The organism is Nocardia sp. KT25-26 (genome assembly GCF_056627695.1).
Window position 1 is genome coordinate 1,998,314 of record NZ_CM152813.1, and the last position, 14,790, is coordinate 2,013,103.

Consider the following 14,790-nt stretch of genomic DNA (forward strand, 5'->3'; position numbering starts at 1 on the left):
CGGCACCGCAACGATGTTGCGATACCGGCGGTGAAGAGCGGGATTACCGCGGCTTACGCCGGTAGATCGTGTCGTACACCATGATGGCGGCGATGCCGAGGGCGAAGCCGACGAGGTAGATGTTCTCCACGTTGCCGCCGTGGTTGCCGAACAGCATGGCCAGCAGGATCAGCGCGACGATCCAGCCCGCGATGCGGAAGGTCTTGCGCGACTCGCCGCTCCAGCCCCAGGCGGCGGACGGTACCTCGGCGGGGTCCACGCTGGTGACGACGCCGCGTTCGGCGGTGGCGGGTTCGAGGTCCGTGGCGGCCACGATCGCTCCTAGGGTCTCGGTTCGACTTTCCGCCATATCGTGGCATACGACTGTTCGTCGTAGCCAGCAGCCCCTGCCACAATGGGCGCGTGTCCCACCCCGCAACGACGCCCGAAGCCGTCCCGTCCGCCCCCGCCACCAGGAGCAGGGTGCTGCTGCTGGGCAGCACCGGTTCCATCGGCACCCAGGCGCTCGACGTGATCGCCGCCAACCCCGACCGCTTCGAGGTCGTCGGGCTGGCCGCGCGCGGCGGGAACCCGGAGTTGCTCGCCGCCCAGATGGCGGCGACCGGCACCACGAACGTCGCCGTCGCCGATCCGGCCGCCGCAACCGCCCTGGACATCGAGCTGGGCGGCCCGGACGCCGTCACCGAACTGGTGCGACGCACCGAAGCGGACGTGGTGCTCAATGCCCTGGTCGGCTCGCTCGGCCTGGAGCCGACCCTGGCCACCCTGGAACAGGGCACCCGGCTCGCGCTGGCGAACAAGGAATCGCTGGTCGCGGGCGGATCGCTGGTGACCCGTGCCGCCGCCCCCGGCCAGATCGTGCCCGTCGATTCGGAGCATTCGGCGCTGGCCCAGTGCCTGCGCGGGGGCCGGGCCGCGGAGGTGGACCGCCTGGTGCTCACCGCCTCGGGCGGGCCGTTCCGCGGCTGGACCACCGAGATGCTGGACTCGGTGCAGCCGGACGAGGCGAAAGCACATCCCACCTGGTCGATGGGCCTGATGAACACGCTGAACTCGGCGTCGCTGGTGAACAAGGGCCTGGAACTCATCGAGACCCATCTGTTGTTCGGCGTCCCCTACGACCGCATCGACGTGACGGTGCACCCGCAGTCGATCGTGCATTCGATGGTCACCTTCACCGACGGTTCGACCCTCGCCCAGGCCAGCCCGCCGGATATGAAACTGCCGATCGCCCTCGCCCTGGGCTGGCCGGACCGGGTGCCGGGTGCGGCCGCGGCCTGCGATTTCGGCACCGCCGCCACCTGGACCTTCGAACCCGTCGACGATGCGGTGTTCCCGGCCGTGCAGCTGGCCCGCCGGGCCGGAACCGCGGGCGGCAGCGTGACGGCCGTCTACAACGCGGCCAACGAGGTCGCGGTGCAGGCCTTCCTCGACGGCGCCATCCGGTTCCCACAGATCGTGGCCACTGTCGCGCGGGCCGTCGACGCCGCGGACCGCTGGACGGCCGAACCGCAGGATCTCGCCGAGGTGCTCGCGGCCGACCGCTGGGCCCGCGAGTACGCCGGGAAGCTGGTCGCACAGGGCTGAGCCGCCGCAGGCGGCGGGCGTACGCCCTGCTCGCCACCCGGGGCCGCCGGCCCCGCTACAGTGGGCGGGGTCCTCGCGGCCGGGTGCGCCCGGCGCCGGCGAGCATGCTGCGGCCGTCGTCCGGCCGTCCGTCACGGAGACCGATACGTCGAGGGAGCAGATGGTATTCGCGCTGGGGTTCGTGCTGTTCGCCCTCGGAATCACGGTTTCGATCGCCCTGCACGAATGCGGTCACATGTGGGCGGCGCAGGCCACCGGCATGAAGGTGCGCCGCTACTTCATCGGGTTCGGGCCGAAGATCTTCTCCTTCCGCCGCGGTGAGACCGAATACGGGGTCAAGGCGCTGCCGCTCGGCGGCTTCTGCGATATCGCCGGAATGACCGCGCTCGACGAACTCGATCCGCGGGATCTGGACCGGGCGATGTACCGGCAGGCCACCTGGAAGCGGCTGCTGGTGATGTTCGGCGGGATCGCCATGAACTTCCTGCTCGGGTTCCTGTTGATCGTGGTGCTGGCGGTGACCTGGGGGCTGCCGAGCATGACGCAGCCGCCGGAGACCTCGCTGGGGTCGATGGGGTGTGTGGCTCAGCAGAATCCCGACCGAACGGTGCAGCGATGCACCGGTACCGGGCCGGCCCAGCAGGCCGGACTGGAGCGCGGCGACCTGGTGACCGCGGTGGCCGGGGTGCCGGTGGACACCTGGGACGAATTCGTCGAGGAAACCCAGAAGCAGACCGGAACCTTCGAGTACACGATCGAACGCGACGGCGAGACCATCGATGTCGCGGTCACTCCGGAGCGGGTGATGCGGTACCCGAGCGACGGCAGCCCCGGCGAGAAGGTCGCCGTCGTCGGGGTGGCACAGAACTTCTTCGGCCCGACCACCTACAACCCGCTCACCGCGATCCCGGCCGCGGCGGTGTTCACCGGCAACATGTTCGTGGACACCTTCGAGGCGCTGCTGAAGATGCCGCAGAAGGTGGTGGCGCTCTGGGACGCGGTCACCGGCGGTGAGCGCGACGAGGAGACCCCGGTCAGCGTCTACGGCGCCAGCCGCATCGGCGGCGAAACCGCCGAACGCGGCTGGTGGCACGTCTTCATCATGGTGCTGGCCGGGCTGAACTTCTTCCTCGGCGCCTTCAACCTGCTGCCGCTGCTGCCGCTGGACGGCGGGCATATCGCGGTGGTGCTGTACGAGAAGGTGCGCAACATCATCCGGTCCTGGCGGGGCCTGGCCCCGGGCGGTCCGGTCGACTATCTGAAACTGCTGCCGATCACCTACGTGTTCGTGGTCATCGGTGGTGCATACATGTTGCTGACCCTTGCCGCCGATATCGTGAACCCGATCCAGCTGCCGAAGTGAGCCGTGCGGTTCCGCCACCGCCACCGCCCTCGCGCAGCCGTGGCTCAGGTCGGCCGTCCCCGGCCCATGGCGCCCCTCACAGAGCGGCCCCGCACCCGGCGCGACTAAGCTTGCGGTGAACGGTCCGCAACCAGCGACAGGTAGGAAGAGGCAGCCGAAGTGACCAGCACAGTCGGATTGGGGATGCCGGCGGCTCCCGCGGCCGTTCTCGCACCCAGGCGCAAGACCCGCCAGCTGATGGTGGGCGGGGTCGGGGTCGGCAGCGAGCATCCGATCTCGGTCCAGTCGATGACCACCACCAAGACCCACGATGTGAACGCGACGCTGCAGCAGATCGCCGAGCTGACCGCTTCCGGCTGCGATATCGTCCGGGTGGCCTGCCCGCGCCAGGAAGACGCGGACGCCCTGCCGATGATCGCGAAGAAGTCGCAGATCCCGGTGATCGCCGATATCCACTTCCAGCCGCGCTACATCTTTGCTGCGATCGACGCCGGCTGCGCGGCGGTCCGGGTGAACCCGGGCAACATCAAGGAGTTCGACGGCCGGGTCGCCGAGGTCGCGAAGGCGGCCGGTGCTGCCGGAATCCCGATCCGCATCGGCGTCAACGCGGGGTCGCTGGACAAGCGGATGATGCAGAAGTACGGCAAGGCCACCCCGGAGGCGCTGGTCGAGTCGGCGCTGTGGGAGGCGAGCCTGTTCGAGGAGCACGGCTTCGGCGATATCAAGATCTCGGTCAAGCACAACGACCCGGTCGTGATGGTCGAGGCCTACCGGCAGCTCGCCGCGCAGTGCGACTATCCGCTGCATCTGGGCGTCACCGAGGCCGGCCCCGCCTTCCAGGGCACCATCAAGTCGGCCACCGCGTTCGGTGCGCTGCTGTCGGAGGGCATCGGCGACACCATCCGGGTTTCGCTGTCGGCGCCGCCTGCCGAGGAGGTCAAGGTCGGCGGGCAGATCCTGCAGTCGTTGAACCTGCGCCCGCGCAAACTGGAGATCGTGTCCTGTCCGTCCTGTGGCCGCGCCCAGGTGGACGTGTACACGCTCGCCAACGAGGTCACCGCCGGTCTGGACGGACTGGAGGTGCCGCTGCGGGTCGCGGTGATGGGTTGTGTCGTCAACGGTCCGGGTGAGGCCCGGGAAGCCGATCTCGGCGTGGCCTCCGGCAACGGCAAGGGGCAGATCTTCGTCAAGGGTGAGGTCATCAAGACCGTGCCGGAGGCGCAGATCGTCGAGACGCTGATCGAAGAAGCCATGCGGATCGCCGACGAGATGGGCGAAGCAGCCGGTGCCGGTGCGCCGGAGGTCACCGTCGGCTGATCCGATCCAGGTCGGATACGGTTTCCGGCGTAGCCGTACCGGATCGGCCGATTTCGTGGCAGGCTGGCAGAGTGCGGAGTCTGCTGGAGCCGACGCGACGGTCCGAGACCGCTCCCGCGCGTCCGCTGGTGAGCCGTGATCTGGCGCAGGTGCTGCGGGTCCTCGACGACGACCCGGTGGCGACCTGCATGATCGCCGCGCGGGTTCAGGAGTTCGGCATCGGCGCCCGGACCGGAGCCGGTGAGCTCTGGAGCCGCGGCGGCCCCGCGAATTCGCTGTGCTTCTCCGGTGCGAACCTGGTGCCGCTGCGCGGCGACCGCACCGCCATGCGAGCGTTCGCGGACCGGGCGGCTCGCCGGCCGCGGGTGTGCTCGTCGGTGGTCGGCCGCCGCGAGCTGGCGCTGCCGCTGTGGGAACTGCTGGCCGCCCGCTGGGGTCCGGAACGCGAAGTGCGGGACACCCAGCCGCTGTTGGCGATCACCGGGCCGGCGCTGGCCCGCGCCGACCACATGGTGCGGCGGGTGCGTCCCGACGAACTGGACCGGTATCTGCAGGCCGCGATCGCGATGTTCATCGAGGAAGTCGGGGTGGACCCACGGGCCGGTGACGGTGGCCGCAGCTACCGGCGCCGCATCCGCAGCCTGATCGATGCCGGACGGGCCTGGGCCCGGTTCGAAGACGGTGAGGTGGTGTTCAAGGCCGAGATCGGCTCGCTGTCCCGGCGCACCGGCCAGATCCAGGGCGTGTGGGTGCATCCCGAGCACCGCGGCGCCGGGATCGGGACCCGCGGCACCGCGGCGGTGGTGAACGCGGTGGTCGCCTCGGGGCGTACCGCCAGCCTGTACGTCAACGACTACAACCTGATCGCCCGGCGGGCCTACTGCCGGGTCGGGTTCCAGCAGATCGCCACCTTCGCCACCGTGCTGGTGGATTGAGCGGCACGCGGCGTCGATGCCCTGGTTGCGGGCCGGTTGCGGCTAGCATCGACTCCCGATGCGGACCCGGATACTGCTGATCTCCCTCGTCGTCACGGTACTGGCGGCCGTCGGAACGGCCTGCTCGCCCGGTGCGGACGGACCGGCGCCGGCCGCTCAGGCATTCCTTGCGGCCCTCGCCCGGAACGATCTGGCGGCTGCCGCGGCCCGGACCACCGATCCGGACCGGGCGCGCGAAGCACTCGATTCGGCCTGGGCGCAGTTGCAGGTGGCAGGGCTGCAGGCGCGCACGGGGGAGGTGCGGATCGACGGCCCCACCGCGACCGTCGACTACCGGTACGAGTGGACCCTGTCCAAGCGGCGGGTCTGGTCCTATTCCGGGGAGCTGCAGCTGGCGCGCAGCGGCGGGACCTGGAAGGTGCGCTGGACCTCGTCGGTGATCCATCCGCGCCTCGGCGACACCCAGACCCTGCAGCTGCGCCGGATGCCCGCTGCGCAGGCCCGGGTGAACGAATCGGCCGGGAGCGATGTGCTGGTGCCGGGCACGGTGACCCGGGTCCGGTTCACGCTCGCCGAGGCGCCGGATCCGGCCCGGGTGGCCGGAACGCTGGCCGCGGCGTTGCGCGATCTCGAGCCGGAGCTGACCGCCTCGCAAATTCTCGCCTCGGCCCGCCGGTATCCGGACGGCTATTCGGTGATCGTGCTCAACGAAGCCGAGACGGCGCGGGCCGGCTACCGCCTGGTCGGCCTGCCCGGGGTGACCCTCACCCAGGAATGGGATCTGATGCCGACCGATCGGCACTTCGCACCGGATCTGCTCACCCAGGTGCGCAAGACCGTGATCGAGGAGGTGGACGGGCAGGCGGGCTGGAGTGTGGTGACGCAGAATGCGAACGGCGCCGACACCGGTGTGCTGCACGAAGTTCCGGCCCAACCGGCCCCATCGTTCGCACTGAGCATCGATCGGTTCGTGCAGAACGCTGCGCAACGGGCTGTGGACCTGCGCGAGGAGCAGGCGATGATGGTGGTGCTGCAGCCTTCGACCGGGGCGATTCTCGCGGTGGCGCAGAACGAGGCCGCCGACCGGGACGGGCCGGTGGCGACCATCGGCCAGTATCCGCCGGGGTCGATCTTCAAGACGGTGACCGCCGCGGCCGCCATGCGCGCCGGTATCGCGACCCCGGATACCGTGCTGCCCTGTCCCAGCCGGATCGTCATCGGGGAACGGACGATTCCCAACTACAACCTGTTCACCGTGGGGGACGTGCCGATGGCCACCGCCTACGAGCGCTCCTGCAACACGTCCTTCGCGAAGCTGGCCAGCCGGCTGGACGACGATGCGCTGCACCGGGCGGCCGCCCGGTTCGGGATCGGCCCGGACTATTCCGTACCTGGCCTGCCGATCTGGTCCGGGTCGGTGCCACCGGCCGCGGACCCGGTCCAGCGCGCCGAGGACGGGATCGGCCAGGGCAAGGTGGTGGCCAGTCCGTTCGGCATGGCGGTGATGGCGGCGACCGTGGCCGCCGGCCGGGCACCGGTGCCGTGGCTGCTCGACGGCCGCCCCACCGAGATCACCGGCGAGCGGCCGGCGGTCGACCCGGACGTCATCGCCGGCCTGCGGACGATGATGCGCAAGGTGGTCACCGGCGGCACGGCGGAACGGATCGCCGATCAAGGCGAGGTGTACGGCAAGACCGGGGAGTCCGAGGTGGCGGGCGGTTCGCACGCCTGGTTCGTCGGGTATCGCGGTGATATGGCATTCGCCACGCTCGTCGTCCGCGGCGGCAGTTCCGACAATGCCGTCGCCGTGACCCGGGATATGATCACCGCGCTACCGACCGGCTACTGATTTTCCGGGTCGGCCGACCCGGGCGGTGCGAGCTGTGAATCGGTCGATCGAATGCTCGGTGCGGCGGCCGTCGGGTCGCTGTCGAGCAGGTCGACCGCTGCGGCACCGCCGATGACCATGCCCGCGGTGGCGAGGATCAGGGTGTAGCGCTTCATGGTCGTCTCCCTCGTCGTACCGCTCGAAAGTTAGCTGAAAAATAGCTGTGCTGTGCACGCTACGACGCGGGTGGGACATCGGACAAGGCTGTAGTGACCAGGCCCACGTACCGGCCGCCGAGGGTGATTCAGGCGCGATGCAGGGACGCGGCGAGGTGGTGGGTCAGCGGTTCGCCGACCGCGGCCATCCGCACCGTATAGGTGAGCTCGTCCCCGTGTAGCCGAAACGATCGGCCGGTGGCGAGGACCGGCTTGGCGGTGCTGCTCAGTCCCACCGAGGTGCTGGTGAAGTCCAGCAGCAGATCGGCACCGTCCGTTTCGGCGGTGCCCTCGCAGATCTCGGTGATTCCGGTGGGATGCGCCAGGATCAATTCGACCCGCCCGGCCGCGGGGCAGCGCAGGTAGCCGGTTTCGGCATGGAGTCCGCGGCCGTCGTCCGCGGCGCGGGTGCGCTGCCGGTAGGTGAGGAACGGCCGGCCGAGGTGGCCGAACTGCACTTCCTCCAGGTAGTCGAAGGATTCGATGGTCGGGTATTCGCCGTGCCCGCGGCCGCGCCAGGTGCCCAGCAGCGGTGCGAGCGTCGCGATCCCCGGATGAGGTTCGGCCGGGTCGGGCGGGACGGGCTGCTGGCGATCGAGCACGCCGACAGCCTAGTCCCCGGCCGGGTCCGGTGTACACGACACGCCGTCGGCGGCAGCACGTTAGGGTGACACCGCGCAACCGGTTGTGTCGGAAAGGATGGACTGTTGAACGGACATGTGCGGGGTATTCGCGTCGTGGTGCTCACCGCGGCGCTCGGCCTGGCCGCAGCCTGCTCGACGGCGGAGTCGGCAGTGGACGAGGCGCCCGCTCTCGACGGCAACCGGTACGGCCGGGTGGACCTGGTCGCCGACGATGCCGACCGCAACGCCCGGATCATCGAGGAAGACCTCGTCAACGCCTGGGGGCTGGCCGACCGGCCCGCCGGGGGACATTTCTGGGTGGGCGCCGGGGGTGCCGCATTCCAGTTCCTCGGCGATGTGTCCGAGTCGAGCGATCCGGACCTGCGTTCGGTGAGCCGAGACGAGCTCACCGCGGTCACGGTGCCTGGTACGGATTCGGAATTCTCCGACGACAGTGCAGGCAAGACCACGGATGTGGTGGCGAATCCGGCTCCCGTCGGGGACGACGCCTTCGTGGTGCGCGATCAGTGGGTGCTCGTGGGGGAGCAGCCGGTGCCGCTGGGCGGCGCGGCGCGGTTCATCATGGTCACCGACTCCGGGCGGATCGCCGCCTGGACCGACCGGGCGCCGGACGGCGCCACCGTCCGCCGTAACGGCGCGACCAACCAGATGTTCGACGGGGAGAAGGACGGCATGTCCTTCACCGGCGCGGCCCTGCACCCGTCCGGTTCGGCGCTGCTGGTCGCCGACTTCGGGGCCGAACCGAAGTTGCGGACCTTCGACGAGGACTGGCGGCAGGTCCCGACGGACGGATTCGCCAATCCGTTCGCCACCGGCGAGCCGATCGACCCGGCCGAGCCGGAACTCGGCCGCACCACGATGCCGGGCGACCTCGCACCGTACAACGTGACCACCGCCGACGGGCGGGTGTTCGTCAGTTATGCGCCGACCACCCCGGCGTCCGGGCAGCGCTCCGGCGCAGCGGAATCGGAAGAGTCGAAGCGGGATTCGGATGCCTCCGGCACGGAGGACCGGTCCGGCGGCGCATCGGGCGGTACGGCCGACAGCGACGGAGACGAAAAGACGGACGGCTCCGAACCGGAGTTCGAGTCGGGGGCGGTCGATGCCCTGGACTCCGACGCCGAGCGTCGCACGAGCGGCCGGCCCGACCGCGGCAAGGTGGTCGAGTTCGATGCCTCCGGCAAGCTGGTGCGGATCCTGAACGACGACGGCCGGCTCAACGCACCCTGGGGTGTGGTGCTGGCGCCCTCCACGTTCGGCCCGCTGGCCGGGAAACTGCTGGTGGGCAATTCCGGTGGGCTCGGCCGCGTGGCGGCCTACGACGACACCACCGGCCGGTTCGTCGACTATCTGCGGGATGCGGACGGGCGGCCGGTCGAGGTGGCGGGCCTGCGTGCCTTGATGTTCGGCAACGGGGACACCGCCGGTGACGGCGATGCGCTGTACTTCACCGCCGGGCCCGACGAGGGCGAGGGCGGCCTGTTCGGCGCGTTCCGCGGAATCTGAGCGATCCGCCGCGGCCCCCGAAGTGTGGTCGCGGCGGGCGTCAGTCGCTGTCCAGGGCGGCGCGGGCCTCGGTCAGCAAGGCGGCGGAATCGCGCGGGCTCAGCGCCATGGCCCGCAACTGATCGAAGATCACGCCGAATCGTCGGATCTCGTGGTGCCCCTCGATGAGCCGGTCCTGGCCGAGGCTTTCCACATACACCAGTTCGGGATCGGCCGGGTCGTGGAAGTCCAGCAGGGTGAACGCGCCCGCCATCCCCGGGTGGGCACCGGCGTCGAACGGCAGGATCTGCAGGATCACGTTCTTACGCTTGGTTTCCTGCAGGAGCCGATCCAGCTGCCCGGCCATCACCGCCGGTCCGCCGACCACCCGGCGGATGGCGGCCTCGTCCATCACGACCCACAGCTCGAGGGGGTCCTTCTCCTTGGATACGTGCACCGCGCGATCCATCCGGGCCTTGGCCCGATTCGCCATGGTGGCATCGTCCAGTCGGGGCATATAGGTCTCGATCACCGCGGCGGCGTATTCGTAGGTCTGCAGCAGCCCGGGGATGGTGGAGGTCTGGTACTGCCGCGCCGACAACGCCTCGGACTCGAAGTTGATGAAGGCGGCGTAGACCTCGGAGACCGCGCCTTCGTAGTCGCGGGACATGCCGGGTTTCTGGGCATCGGTCAGCAGCCGGAACGCCTCGTCGCGCTGGGCCGGGTCCACATCGTAGAGGTCCAGCATCGCCGCCAGGGTGCGGCGTTGCGGCCGCGCCTGAGCGGATTCGATCCGGTACAGCGTGGTGACGTTGATCCCGGTGTGCGCGCTCACCTCCTCCTTGCTGAGCTGAGCGTTTTCGCGCAGCTCGGCGAGCACGGCTGCGAGCCGGCGCAGCCGGACGGTGATGACGGTGCGCTTACCTGCCATGTCGACCCCTTCGAAGCGGCGGTGGTCTCCGAGGTTACTAGTCCGGGATGTGCGACGGGGACGGGTTCGCCTGTCGCGGTTGTCAGCCCGGGTTTACTCAGAGTTGAGGTCGCAATCTTGCGTTCTGCCACATGGAAGCGCATGATCCAGATAGCCTTCGAGGCGAACAACCGAACAGATGACCGTAAACCGAATCGAGAGCCAAATGTCGGTAGCTAATTCGTTGGTGTCGGGTGTATTCGGGGTGTGGCGATGAGCGCGCCGGTCGCAGTAGGGGTGCTGCTGCCGACCGCTCCACAGTTGTTGTGTGCATTTCAGGGGCGCCGTTTCCAGGATCGGGAACTGCTGCGGTCGGCGCATGCGCTGGCCGAACTGCACGAGCGCCGGGCGCATCTTCGCGATGCCGCTTTGCAAGCCGAGATCGACTGCCGTCGAGGTGAACTCGTCGACGACATCAACGACTGGGTGATCCAGGAGATGCCCTTGCATCGCGCCGGTGCGGCCATGCACACCGAAAGCCTCGGTGCGGTCGTGGACCGGATGGCGCGGAGCTGGGTCGAGGCGAACCAGGCGATCGACGTCGACGGGGTGCGTAGTGACAACACCCATAAGCACTGGTATCAGCTCGCCGAACTGGTGGACGGCTACACCGATCTGGTCACCGATGTGGCCGGTGGTCGGCGCCGGCTGCCCGAACGTTAACTGCTCAGACCGGCTTCGAAGGCGATGCGGTCGCCGCGGTACAGCGACCGCACGCGTTCGACCGGCAGACCGGCGGAGTTCACACTGCGACGGTGCAGCAGCAGCATCGGCAGCGCAGTACTGCATTCCAGGAGCTGGGCCTCCCGCGGCCCGGCCAGGACGGTCTCGATCCGTTCCCGGGCCCGGCCGAGAATGACGCCGTGTGCCCGGAATGCGGCGTACAGCGAGGTGGTGGGGTCGTAGTCCGCGCGCAGCCAAGCGAATTCGGGCAGGGGTAGGAAGGTGCTCTCCAGTCCGACGCGTTCGCCGTCGGCGAGCAGCACCCGTTCCAGGTGCATGACCGTGGTTCCCGGTGCGATACCGAGATCGCGGGCGGTGCCGGCATCCGCCGGCTCGTCCTGCCAGTCGACCAGCCGCCGCCCGGGGGTACGGCCCAGTGCCAGGGCGCCCTCCGTGTAGGAGCGCAGCGACAGCGGCTGGATCATCTTGGGCCGCGACACCACGGTGCCCCGGCCCTGCCGGCGAATCCGCCCGGCGACCAGCAGGTCGCGCAGTGCCTGGCGCACGGTTTCGCGTGCCACCTCGAAACGGGCGGCCAGTTCTCGTTCGGCGGGTACCGGGTCGCCCTCGGCGAGGGTGTCCAGGATCTCTTCGATTCCGGTGCGCACCAGGTAGGACTTCGGCAGTTTCGGCTCGACCCCCAGGGATTCCATACCCACCAGCCTACCGGTTTTTGGTCTATACCAATTCTTAACCTGGTGTTCGCACGTGGCACACCGATAGGTCTAGACCATTTGTCACCCTATCGGCATGCGATTGGTCGTCATCGGAGGTGGCATCCTCGGCACCGCCCATGCGTGGGCGGCGGTCGAGCGCGGTCACCATGTGGTGCAGCTGGAACGGGAGCCGGAGGCGCGCGGCGCCACCGTGCGGAACTTCGGATTGGTCTGGGTATCGGGCCGGGCCGAGGCCGAATTGGACACCACGGTGCGGTCCCGGCAGCTGTGGGAGGAGATCGGCGGGCGCGTCCCGGGGATCGGATTCCGCCCGGCCGGCTCGATCACCGTGCTGCGCACCCCGGCGGAGCTGGCGGTGGCCGAGGCCGCCGCCGCGGCGCCGACTGCCGGAGTCCGCGGATTCGAACTGCTCGAACCCGATCGGGTACGGGCCGTGAATCCGGCGCTGCGCGGCACCTTCCTGGCCGGGCTGCACTGCCGCACCGATGCGGCGGTCGAGTCCCGGCAGGCGCTGCCCGCACTGCGCTCGTATCTGACCGGCACCGGCCGCTACACCTTCCACGCGGGCACCGAGGCCCGCAGCGTCACCGATACCGGAACGGGTGCGGCCGTGCTGGACGACCGGGGGGCCCGGCACGAGGCCGATCTGGTCGTGCACTGCCCCGGCGCCGCGCACGGCGGGCTGACCCGGGAACTGGCCGGGCAACTGCCGGTCCGGCGGGTCCGGCTGCAGATGATGCAGACCGCGCCGCTCGGGGAAGCGCTGACCACCGCGATCGCCGATGCCGACAGCTTCCGCTACTACCCCGGCTACGCCGGGTCCGCGCTGACCGCCCTCGCCGCCGAACAGGCGCAGTCCGCGACCGCGGCCGAACATCATATGCAGCTGCTGTGCGTGCAGCGGCTGGACGGCGGCCTGACCATCGGCGACACCCACGAGTACACCGAGCCGTTTGCCTTCGATGTCGACGAGGCCCCGTACGCGCATCTGACCGCGGTCACCGAGCAATTCCTCGGCCGGCGGTTGCCGCCGGTGGTCCGGCGCTGGGCCGGGGTGTACAGCCAGTCCACCGATCCGGCGGCCGTTGTCACCCGGGTCCGGGCCGATACCCACGTCTGGGTCGTGACCGGCCCGGGTGGTCGCGGTATGACCCTCGGCCCGGCCATCGGCGCCGATACCGCAGACCTGCTGAACCTGTGAGGAATACCGTGTCCGAACCCGTACAAGTCGCCGTCCTCGATATGGCCGGTACCACCGTCGCCGACGACGGCCTGGTGGTCGCCGCCTTCGACACGGCGGCCACTGCCGCCGGGCTACCGGCGGACGGACCCCGTCGCGACCGGGCCCGCCGGTATGTGCTCGACACGATGGGGCAGTCCAAGATCGAGGTCTTCACCGCCCTGTTCGGGGACCCGGACCGGGCCGCGGTGGCCAATCGTGCCTTCGAAACCGCCTACGCCGAGCTCGTCGACGAGGTCGGGGTGGCCCCGATTCCCGGTGCGGCCGAAGCGATCCGGACTCTGCGCGGCAGTGGGGTCCGGGTGGCGCTCACCACCGGGTTCAGCCGCGCCACCCAGGACCGGCTGCTGGCGGCGCTGGGCTGGGCCGGCCTCGCCGACCTGACCCTGTGCCCGGCCGAGGCCGGGCGCGGGCGACCGTATCCCGATCTGGTGCTCACCGCCGGCCTGCGGCTGCAGGCCGATGCGGTGCACCGGATCGCCGTACTCGGCGACACCACCAGCGATATCGCCACCGGGCGGGCCGCGGGCGCGGGCCTGGTCGTCGGGACGCTGACCGGTGCGCACCGCGAAGATCGCCTGCGTGCGGCCGGAGCCGGCCACATCGTCGGTTCGGTCGCCGACTTCCCGGACCTGGTGCTCGGCACCGGCCCCTGAACCCGCCGCCCGCGGCGGGCCGTGCCCCTACGATCCCCGTCCCTTCGACTCATCCGCAGATCCATCCGAAAGTTGCAGTAATCATGCGTAATTCGAATGTATTCGGCCGCGGCCTGTCCCGGACCGCGATCATGCTGGCCGCCGCGACCGCCGTCGCCTTCACCGCCGCCTGCGGCGGTACCGGCGCCGGATCGTCCGACGGCGAAACCGTCACCGTGTACTCCGCCGACGGGCTGGGCAGCTGGTACGAGACCCGGTTCGCCGCCTTCGAGGAGGCCACCGGTATCGCCGTCGACCTCGTCGAAGCCGGTTCCGGGGAAGTGGTCAACCGGGTGGACAAGGAGCAGTCCAACCCGCAGGCCGATGTGCTGGTCACTCTGCCGCCGTTCATCCAACAGGCCGCCGCATCGGATCTGCTGGAACCGTCCGGAATCGACACCACCGCCCTCCCCGCCGCCGACCTGGACCCGGCCGGCCGCTACCTGCCGCTGGCCAACAACTACCTGTGTTTCATCGCCAACCCGGCCGTGGATACCACCGGGATGACCTGGGACGACCTGCTCGACCCCGAATACCGGGGCAAACTCCAGTACTCCACGCCCGGCCAGGCCGGTGACGGCACCGCGGTCCTGCTCCTGTTGCAGCAGCAGCTCGGTAAGCAGGGTGCGCTCGACTACCTGGCCCGGCTGCAGGCCAACAATGTCGGCCCGTCCTCGTCCACCGGCAAACTGCAGGCCAAGGTCGACAAGGGTGAACTGCTGATCGCCAACGGGGACGTGCAGATGAACCTGAACACCATCGCGCAGCAGGGTTCGGAGTTCGACCTGTTCTTCCCGGCCGACGCCGACGGACAGCGCGCCACCATCGCCATCCCCTACACGATGGGACTGGCGAAGGGGGCGCCGAACCGGGATGCCGGTATCGAGCTGATGGAGTTCCTGCTCGGCGAGGAGTCGCAGCGCAGCATCGCCACCGAGGCATCCGCCATCCCGGCGCTGGCCGAGCTGCGCGAGACGGCCGAGACCGCCGCCGTGCTCGAGGGGGTCACCGTCCTGCCGGTGGACTGGGACGCCGTGCTGGCCGACCTGGATGCCGATATCGCCGCCTACCAGCGGGCCATCGGCGGCTGACGGCGGCGGGCGAGGGGAGA

Annotated in this window: 15 protein-coding genes; 10 read left to right on the plus strand and 5 right to left on the minus strand. The window is 69.8% G+C overall.

Features of this window, described 5'->3' with window-relative positions:
- Positions 1–43: 43 nt before the first annotated feature.
- A complete protein-coding gene (locus tag AC1HFH_RS09080; protein WP_480246986.1) occupies positions 44–313 on the minus strand; it encodes a DUF2631 domain-containing protein in 270 nt (89 codons plus the stop codon).
- Positions 314–402: 89 nt separating this feature from the next.
- Between AC1HFH_RS09080 and dxr the strand changes: the two genes are divergently transcribed.
- The 5 genes from dxr to AC1HFH_RS09105 all read left to right on the plus strand — a co-directional run bounded on the left by dxr (position 403) and on the right by AC1HFH_RS09105 (position 7,051).
- A complete protein-coding gene (dxr, locus tag AC1HFH_RS09085; RefSeq protein ID WP_480246987.1) occupies positions 403–1,587 on the plus strand; it encodes a 1-deoxy-D-xylulose-5-phosphate reductoisomerase in 1,185 nt (394 codons plus the stop codon).
- 160 nt (positions 1,588–1,747) lie between these two features.
- Positions 1,748–2,950, plus strand: a complete 1,203-nt coding sequence (locus AC1HFH_RS09090) for a M50 family metallopeptidase (RefSeq protein WP_480246988.1) — start codon at positions 1,748–1,750, stop codon at positions 2,948–2,950.
- Between the two features lie 159 nt (positions 2,951–3,109).
- Positions 3,110–4,267, plus strand: coding sequence for a flavodoxin-dependent (E)-4-hydroxy-3-methylbut-2-enyl-diphosphate synthase (gene ispG / locus AC1HFH_RS09095; RefSeq protein ID WP_480246989.1), 1,158 nt, complete (start codon positions 3,110–3,112; stop codon positions 4,265–4,267).
- Positions 4,268–4,338: 71 nt separating this feature from the next.
- Positions 4,339–5,202, plus strand: coding sequence for a GNAT family N-acetyltransferase (locus AC1HFH_RS09100; protein ID WP_480246990.1), 864 nt, complete (start codon positions 4,339–4,341; stop codon positions 5,200–5,202).
- Positions 5,203–5,260: 58 nt separating this feature from the next.
- The gene (locus AC1HFH_RS09105) at positions 5,261–7,051 is read left to right on the plus strand and encodes a penicillin-binding transpeptidase domain-containing protein (RefSeq protein ID WP_480246991.1); all 1,791 of its coding nucleotides are present in this window, start codon (positions 5,261–5,263) and stop codon (positions 7,049–7,051) included.
- Here the strand turns inward: AC1HFH_RS09105 and AC1HFH_RS09110 are convergent.
- Together AC1HFH_RS09110 and AC1HFH_RS09115 are read right to left on the minus strand one after the other, a co-directional pair.
- Positions 7,045–7,206: a hypothetical protein gene (locus tag AC1HFH_RS09110; protein WP_480246992.1), complete on the minus strand. Its 162-nt coding sequence runs from the start codon at positions 7,204–7,206 to the stop codon at positions 7,045–7,047. The two genes, AC1HFH_RS09105 and AC1HFH_RS09110, sit on opposite strands and share 7 nt — an antisense overlap.
- Positions 7,207–7,334: 128 nt before the next feature.
- Positions 7,335–7,847: a peroxynitrite isomerase gene (locus tag AC1HFH_RS09115; protein ID WP_480246993.1), complete on the minus strand. Its 513-nt coding sequence runs from the start codon at positions 7,845–7,847 to the stop codon at positions 7,335–7,337.
- A gap of 105 nt (positions 7,848–7,952) precedes the next feature.
- Between AC1HFH_RS09115 and AC1HFH_RS09120 the strand changes: the two genes are divergently transcribed.
- Positions 7,953–9,395, plus strand: coding sequence for a TIGR03118 family protein (locus AC1HFH_RS09120; protein WP_480246994.1), 1,443 nt, complete (start codon positions 7,953–7,955; stop codon positions 9,393–9,395).
- Positions 9,396–9,435: 40 nt separating this feature from the next.
- Here AC1HFH_RS09120 and AC1HFH_RS09125 read toward each other — a convergent pair whose 3' ends face one another.
- Positions 9,436–10,305, minus strand: coding sequence for a helix-turn-helix domain-containing protein (locus tag AC1HFH_RS09125; RefSeq protein ID WP_480246995.1), 870 nt, complete (start codon positions 10,303–10,305; stop codon positions 9,436–9,438).
- A 252-nt stretch (positions 10,306–10,557) separates the two neighbouring features.
- Between AC1HFH_RS09125 and AC1HFH_RS09130 the strand changes: the two genes are divergently transcribed.
- Entirely contained in the window at positions 10,558–11,007 is a 450-nt protein-coding gene (locus AC1HFH_RS09130; RefSeq protein WP_480246996.1) for a DUF4254 domain-containing protein, read from the plus strand.
- Here the strand turns inward: AC1HFH_RS09130 and AC1HFH_RS09135 are convergent.
- On the minus strand, positions 11,004–11,720 hold the full coding sequence (locus AC1HFH_RS09135; protein ID WP_480246997.1) for a GntR family transcriptional regulator: 717 nt from the start codon (positions 11,718–11,720) through the stop codon (positions 11,004–11,006). The two genes, AC1HFH_RS09130 and AC1HFH_RS09135, sit on opposite strands and share 4 nt — an antisense overlap.
- Positions 11,721–11,817: 97 nt before the next feature.
- On the opposite strand from AC1HFH_RS09135, the gene AC1HFH_RS09140 reads away from it, so the two are divergent.
- The 3 genes from AC1HFH_RS09140 to AC1HFH_RS09150 all read left to right on the plus strand — a co-directional run bounded on the left by AC1HFH_RS09140 (position 11,818) and on the right by AC1HFH_RS09150 (position 14,770).
- Positions 11,818–12,945: a TIGR03364 family FAD-dependent oxidoreductase gene (locus AC1HFH_RS09140; RefSeq protein ID WP_480246998.1), complete on the plus strand. Its 1,128-nt coding sequence runs from the start codon at positions 11,818–11,820 to the stop codon at positions 12,943–12,945.
- A 41-nt stretch (positions 12,946–12,986) separates the two neighbouring features.
- Entirely contained in the window at positions 12,987–13,640 is a 654-nt protein-coding gene (locus AC1HFH_RS09145; protein ID WP_480247786.1) for a phosphonatase-like hydrolase, read from the plus strand.
- An 83-nt stretch (positions 13,641–13,723) separates the two neighbouring features.
- Positions 13,724–14,770: a 2-aminoethylphosphonate ABC transporter substrate-binding protein gene (locus AC1HFH_RS09150; RefSeq protein WP_480246999.1), complete on the plus strand. Its 1,047-nt coding sequence runs from the start codon at positions 13,724–13,726 to the stop codon at positions 14,768–14,770.
- Positions 14,771–14,790 lie beyond the last annotated feature (20 nt).

Excerpts from the sequence above, each read along its gene's own strand:
- AC1HFH_RS09090 (WP_480246988.1), top strand. The coding sequence starts at position 1,748 with ATGGTATTCGCGCTGGGGTTCGTGCTGTTCGCCCTCGGAATCACGGTT.
- AC1HFH_RS09105 (WP_480246991.1), top strand. The coding sequence starts at position 5,261 with ATGCGGACCCGGATACTGCTGATCTCCCTCGTCGTCACGGTACTGGCG.
- AC1HFH_RS09110 (WP_480246992.1), bottom strand. The coding sequence starts at position 7,206 with ATGAAGCGCTACACCCTGATCCTCGCCACCGCGGGCATGGTCATCGGC.
- AC1HFH_RS09125 (WP_480246995.1), bottom strand. The coding sequence starts at position 10,305 with ATGGCAGGTAAGCGCACCGTCATCACCGTCCGGCTGCGCCGGCTCGCA.
- AC1HFH_RS09130 (WP_480246996.1), top strand. The coding sequence starts at position 10,558 with ATGAGCGCGCCGGTCGCAGTAGGGGTGCTGCTGCCGACCGCTCCACAG.
- AC1HFH_RS09135 (WP_480246997.1), bottom strand. The coding sequence starts at position 11,720 with ATGGAATCCCTGGGGGTCGAGCCGAAACTGCCGAAGTCCTACCTGGTG.
- AC1HFH_RS09140 (WP_480246998.1), top strand. The coding sequence starts at position 11,818 with ATGCGATTGGTCGTCATCGGAGGTGGCATCCTCGGCACCGCCCATGCG.
- AC1HFH_RS09145 (WP_480247786.1), top strand. The coding sequence starts at position 12,987 with ATGGCCGGTACCACCGTCGCCGACGACGGCCTGGTGGTCGCCGCCTTC.
- AC1HFH_RS09150 (WP_480246999.1), top strand. The coding sequence starts at position 13,724 with ATGCGTAATTCGAATGTATTCGGCCGCGGCCTGTCCCGGACCGCGATC.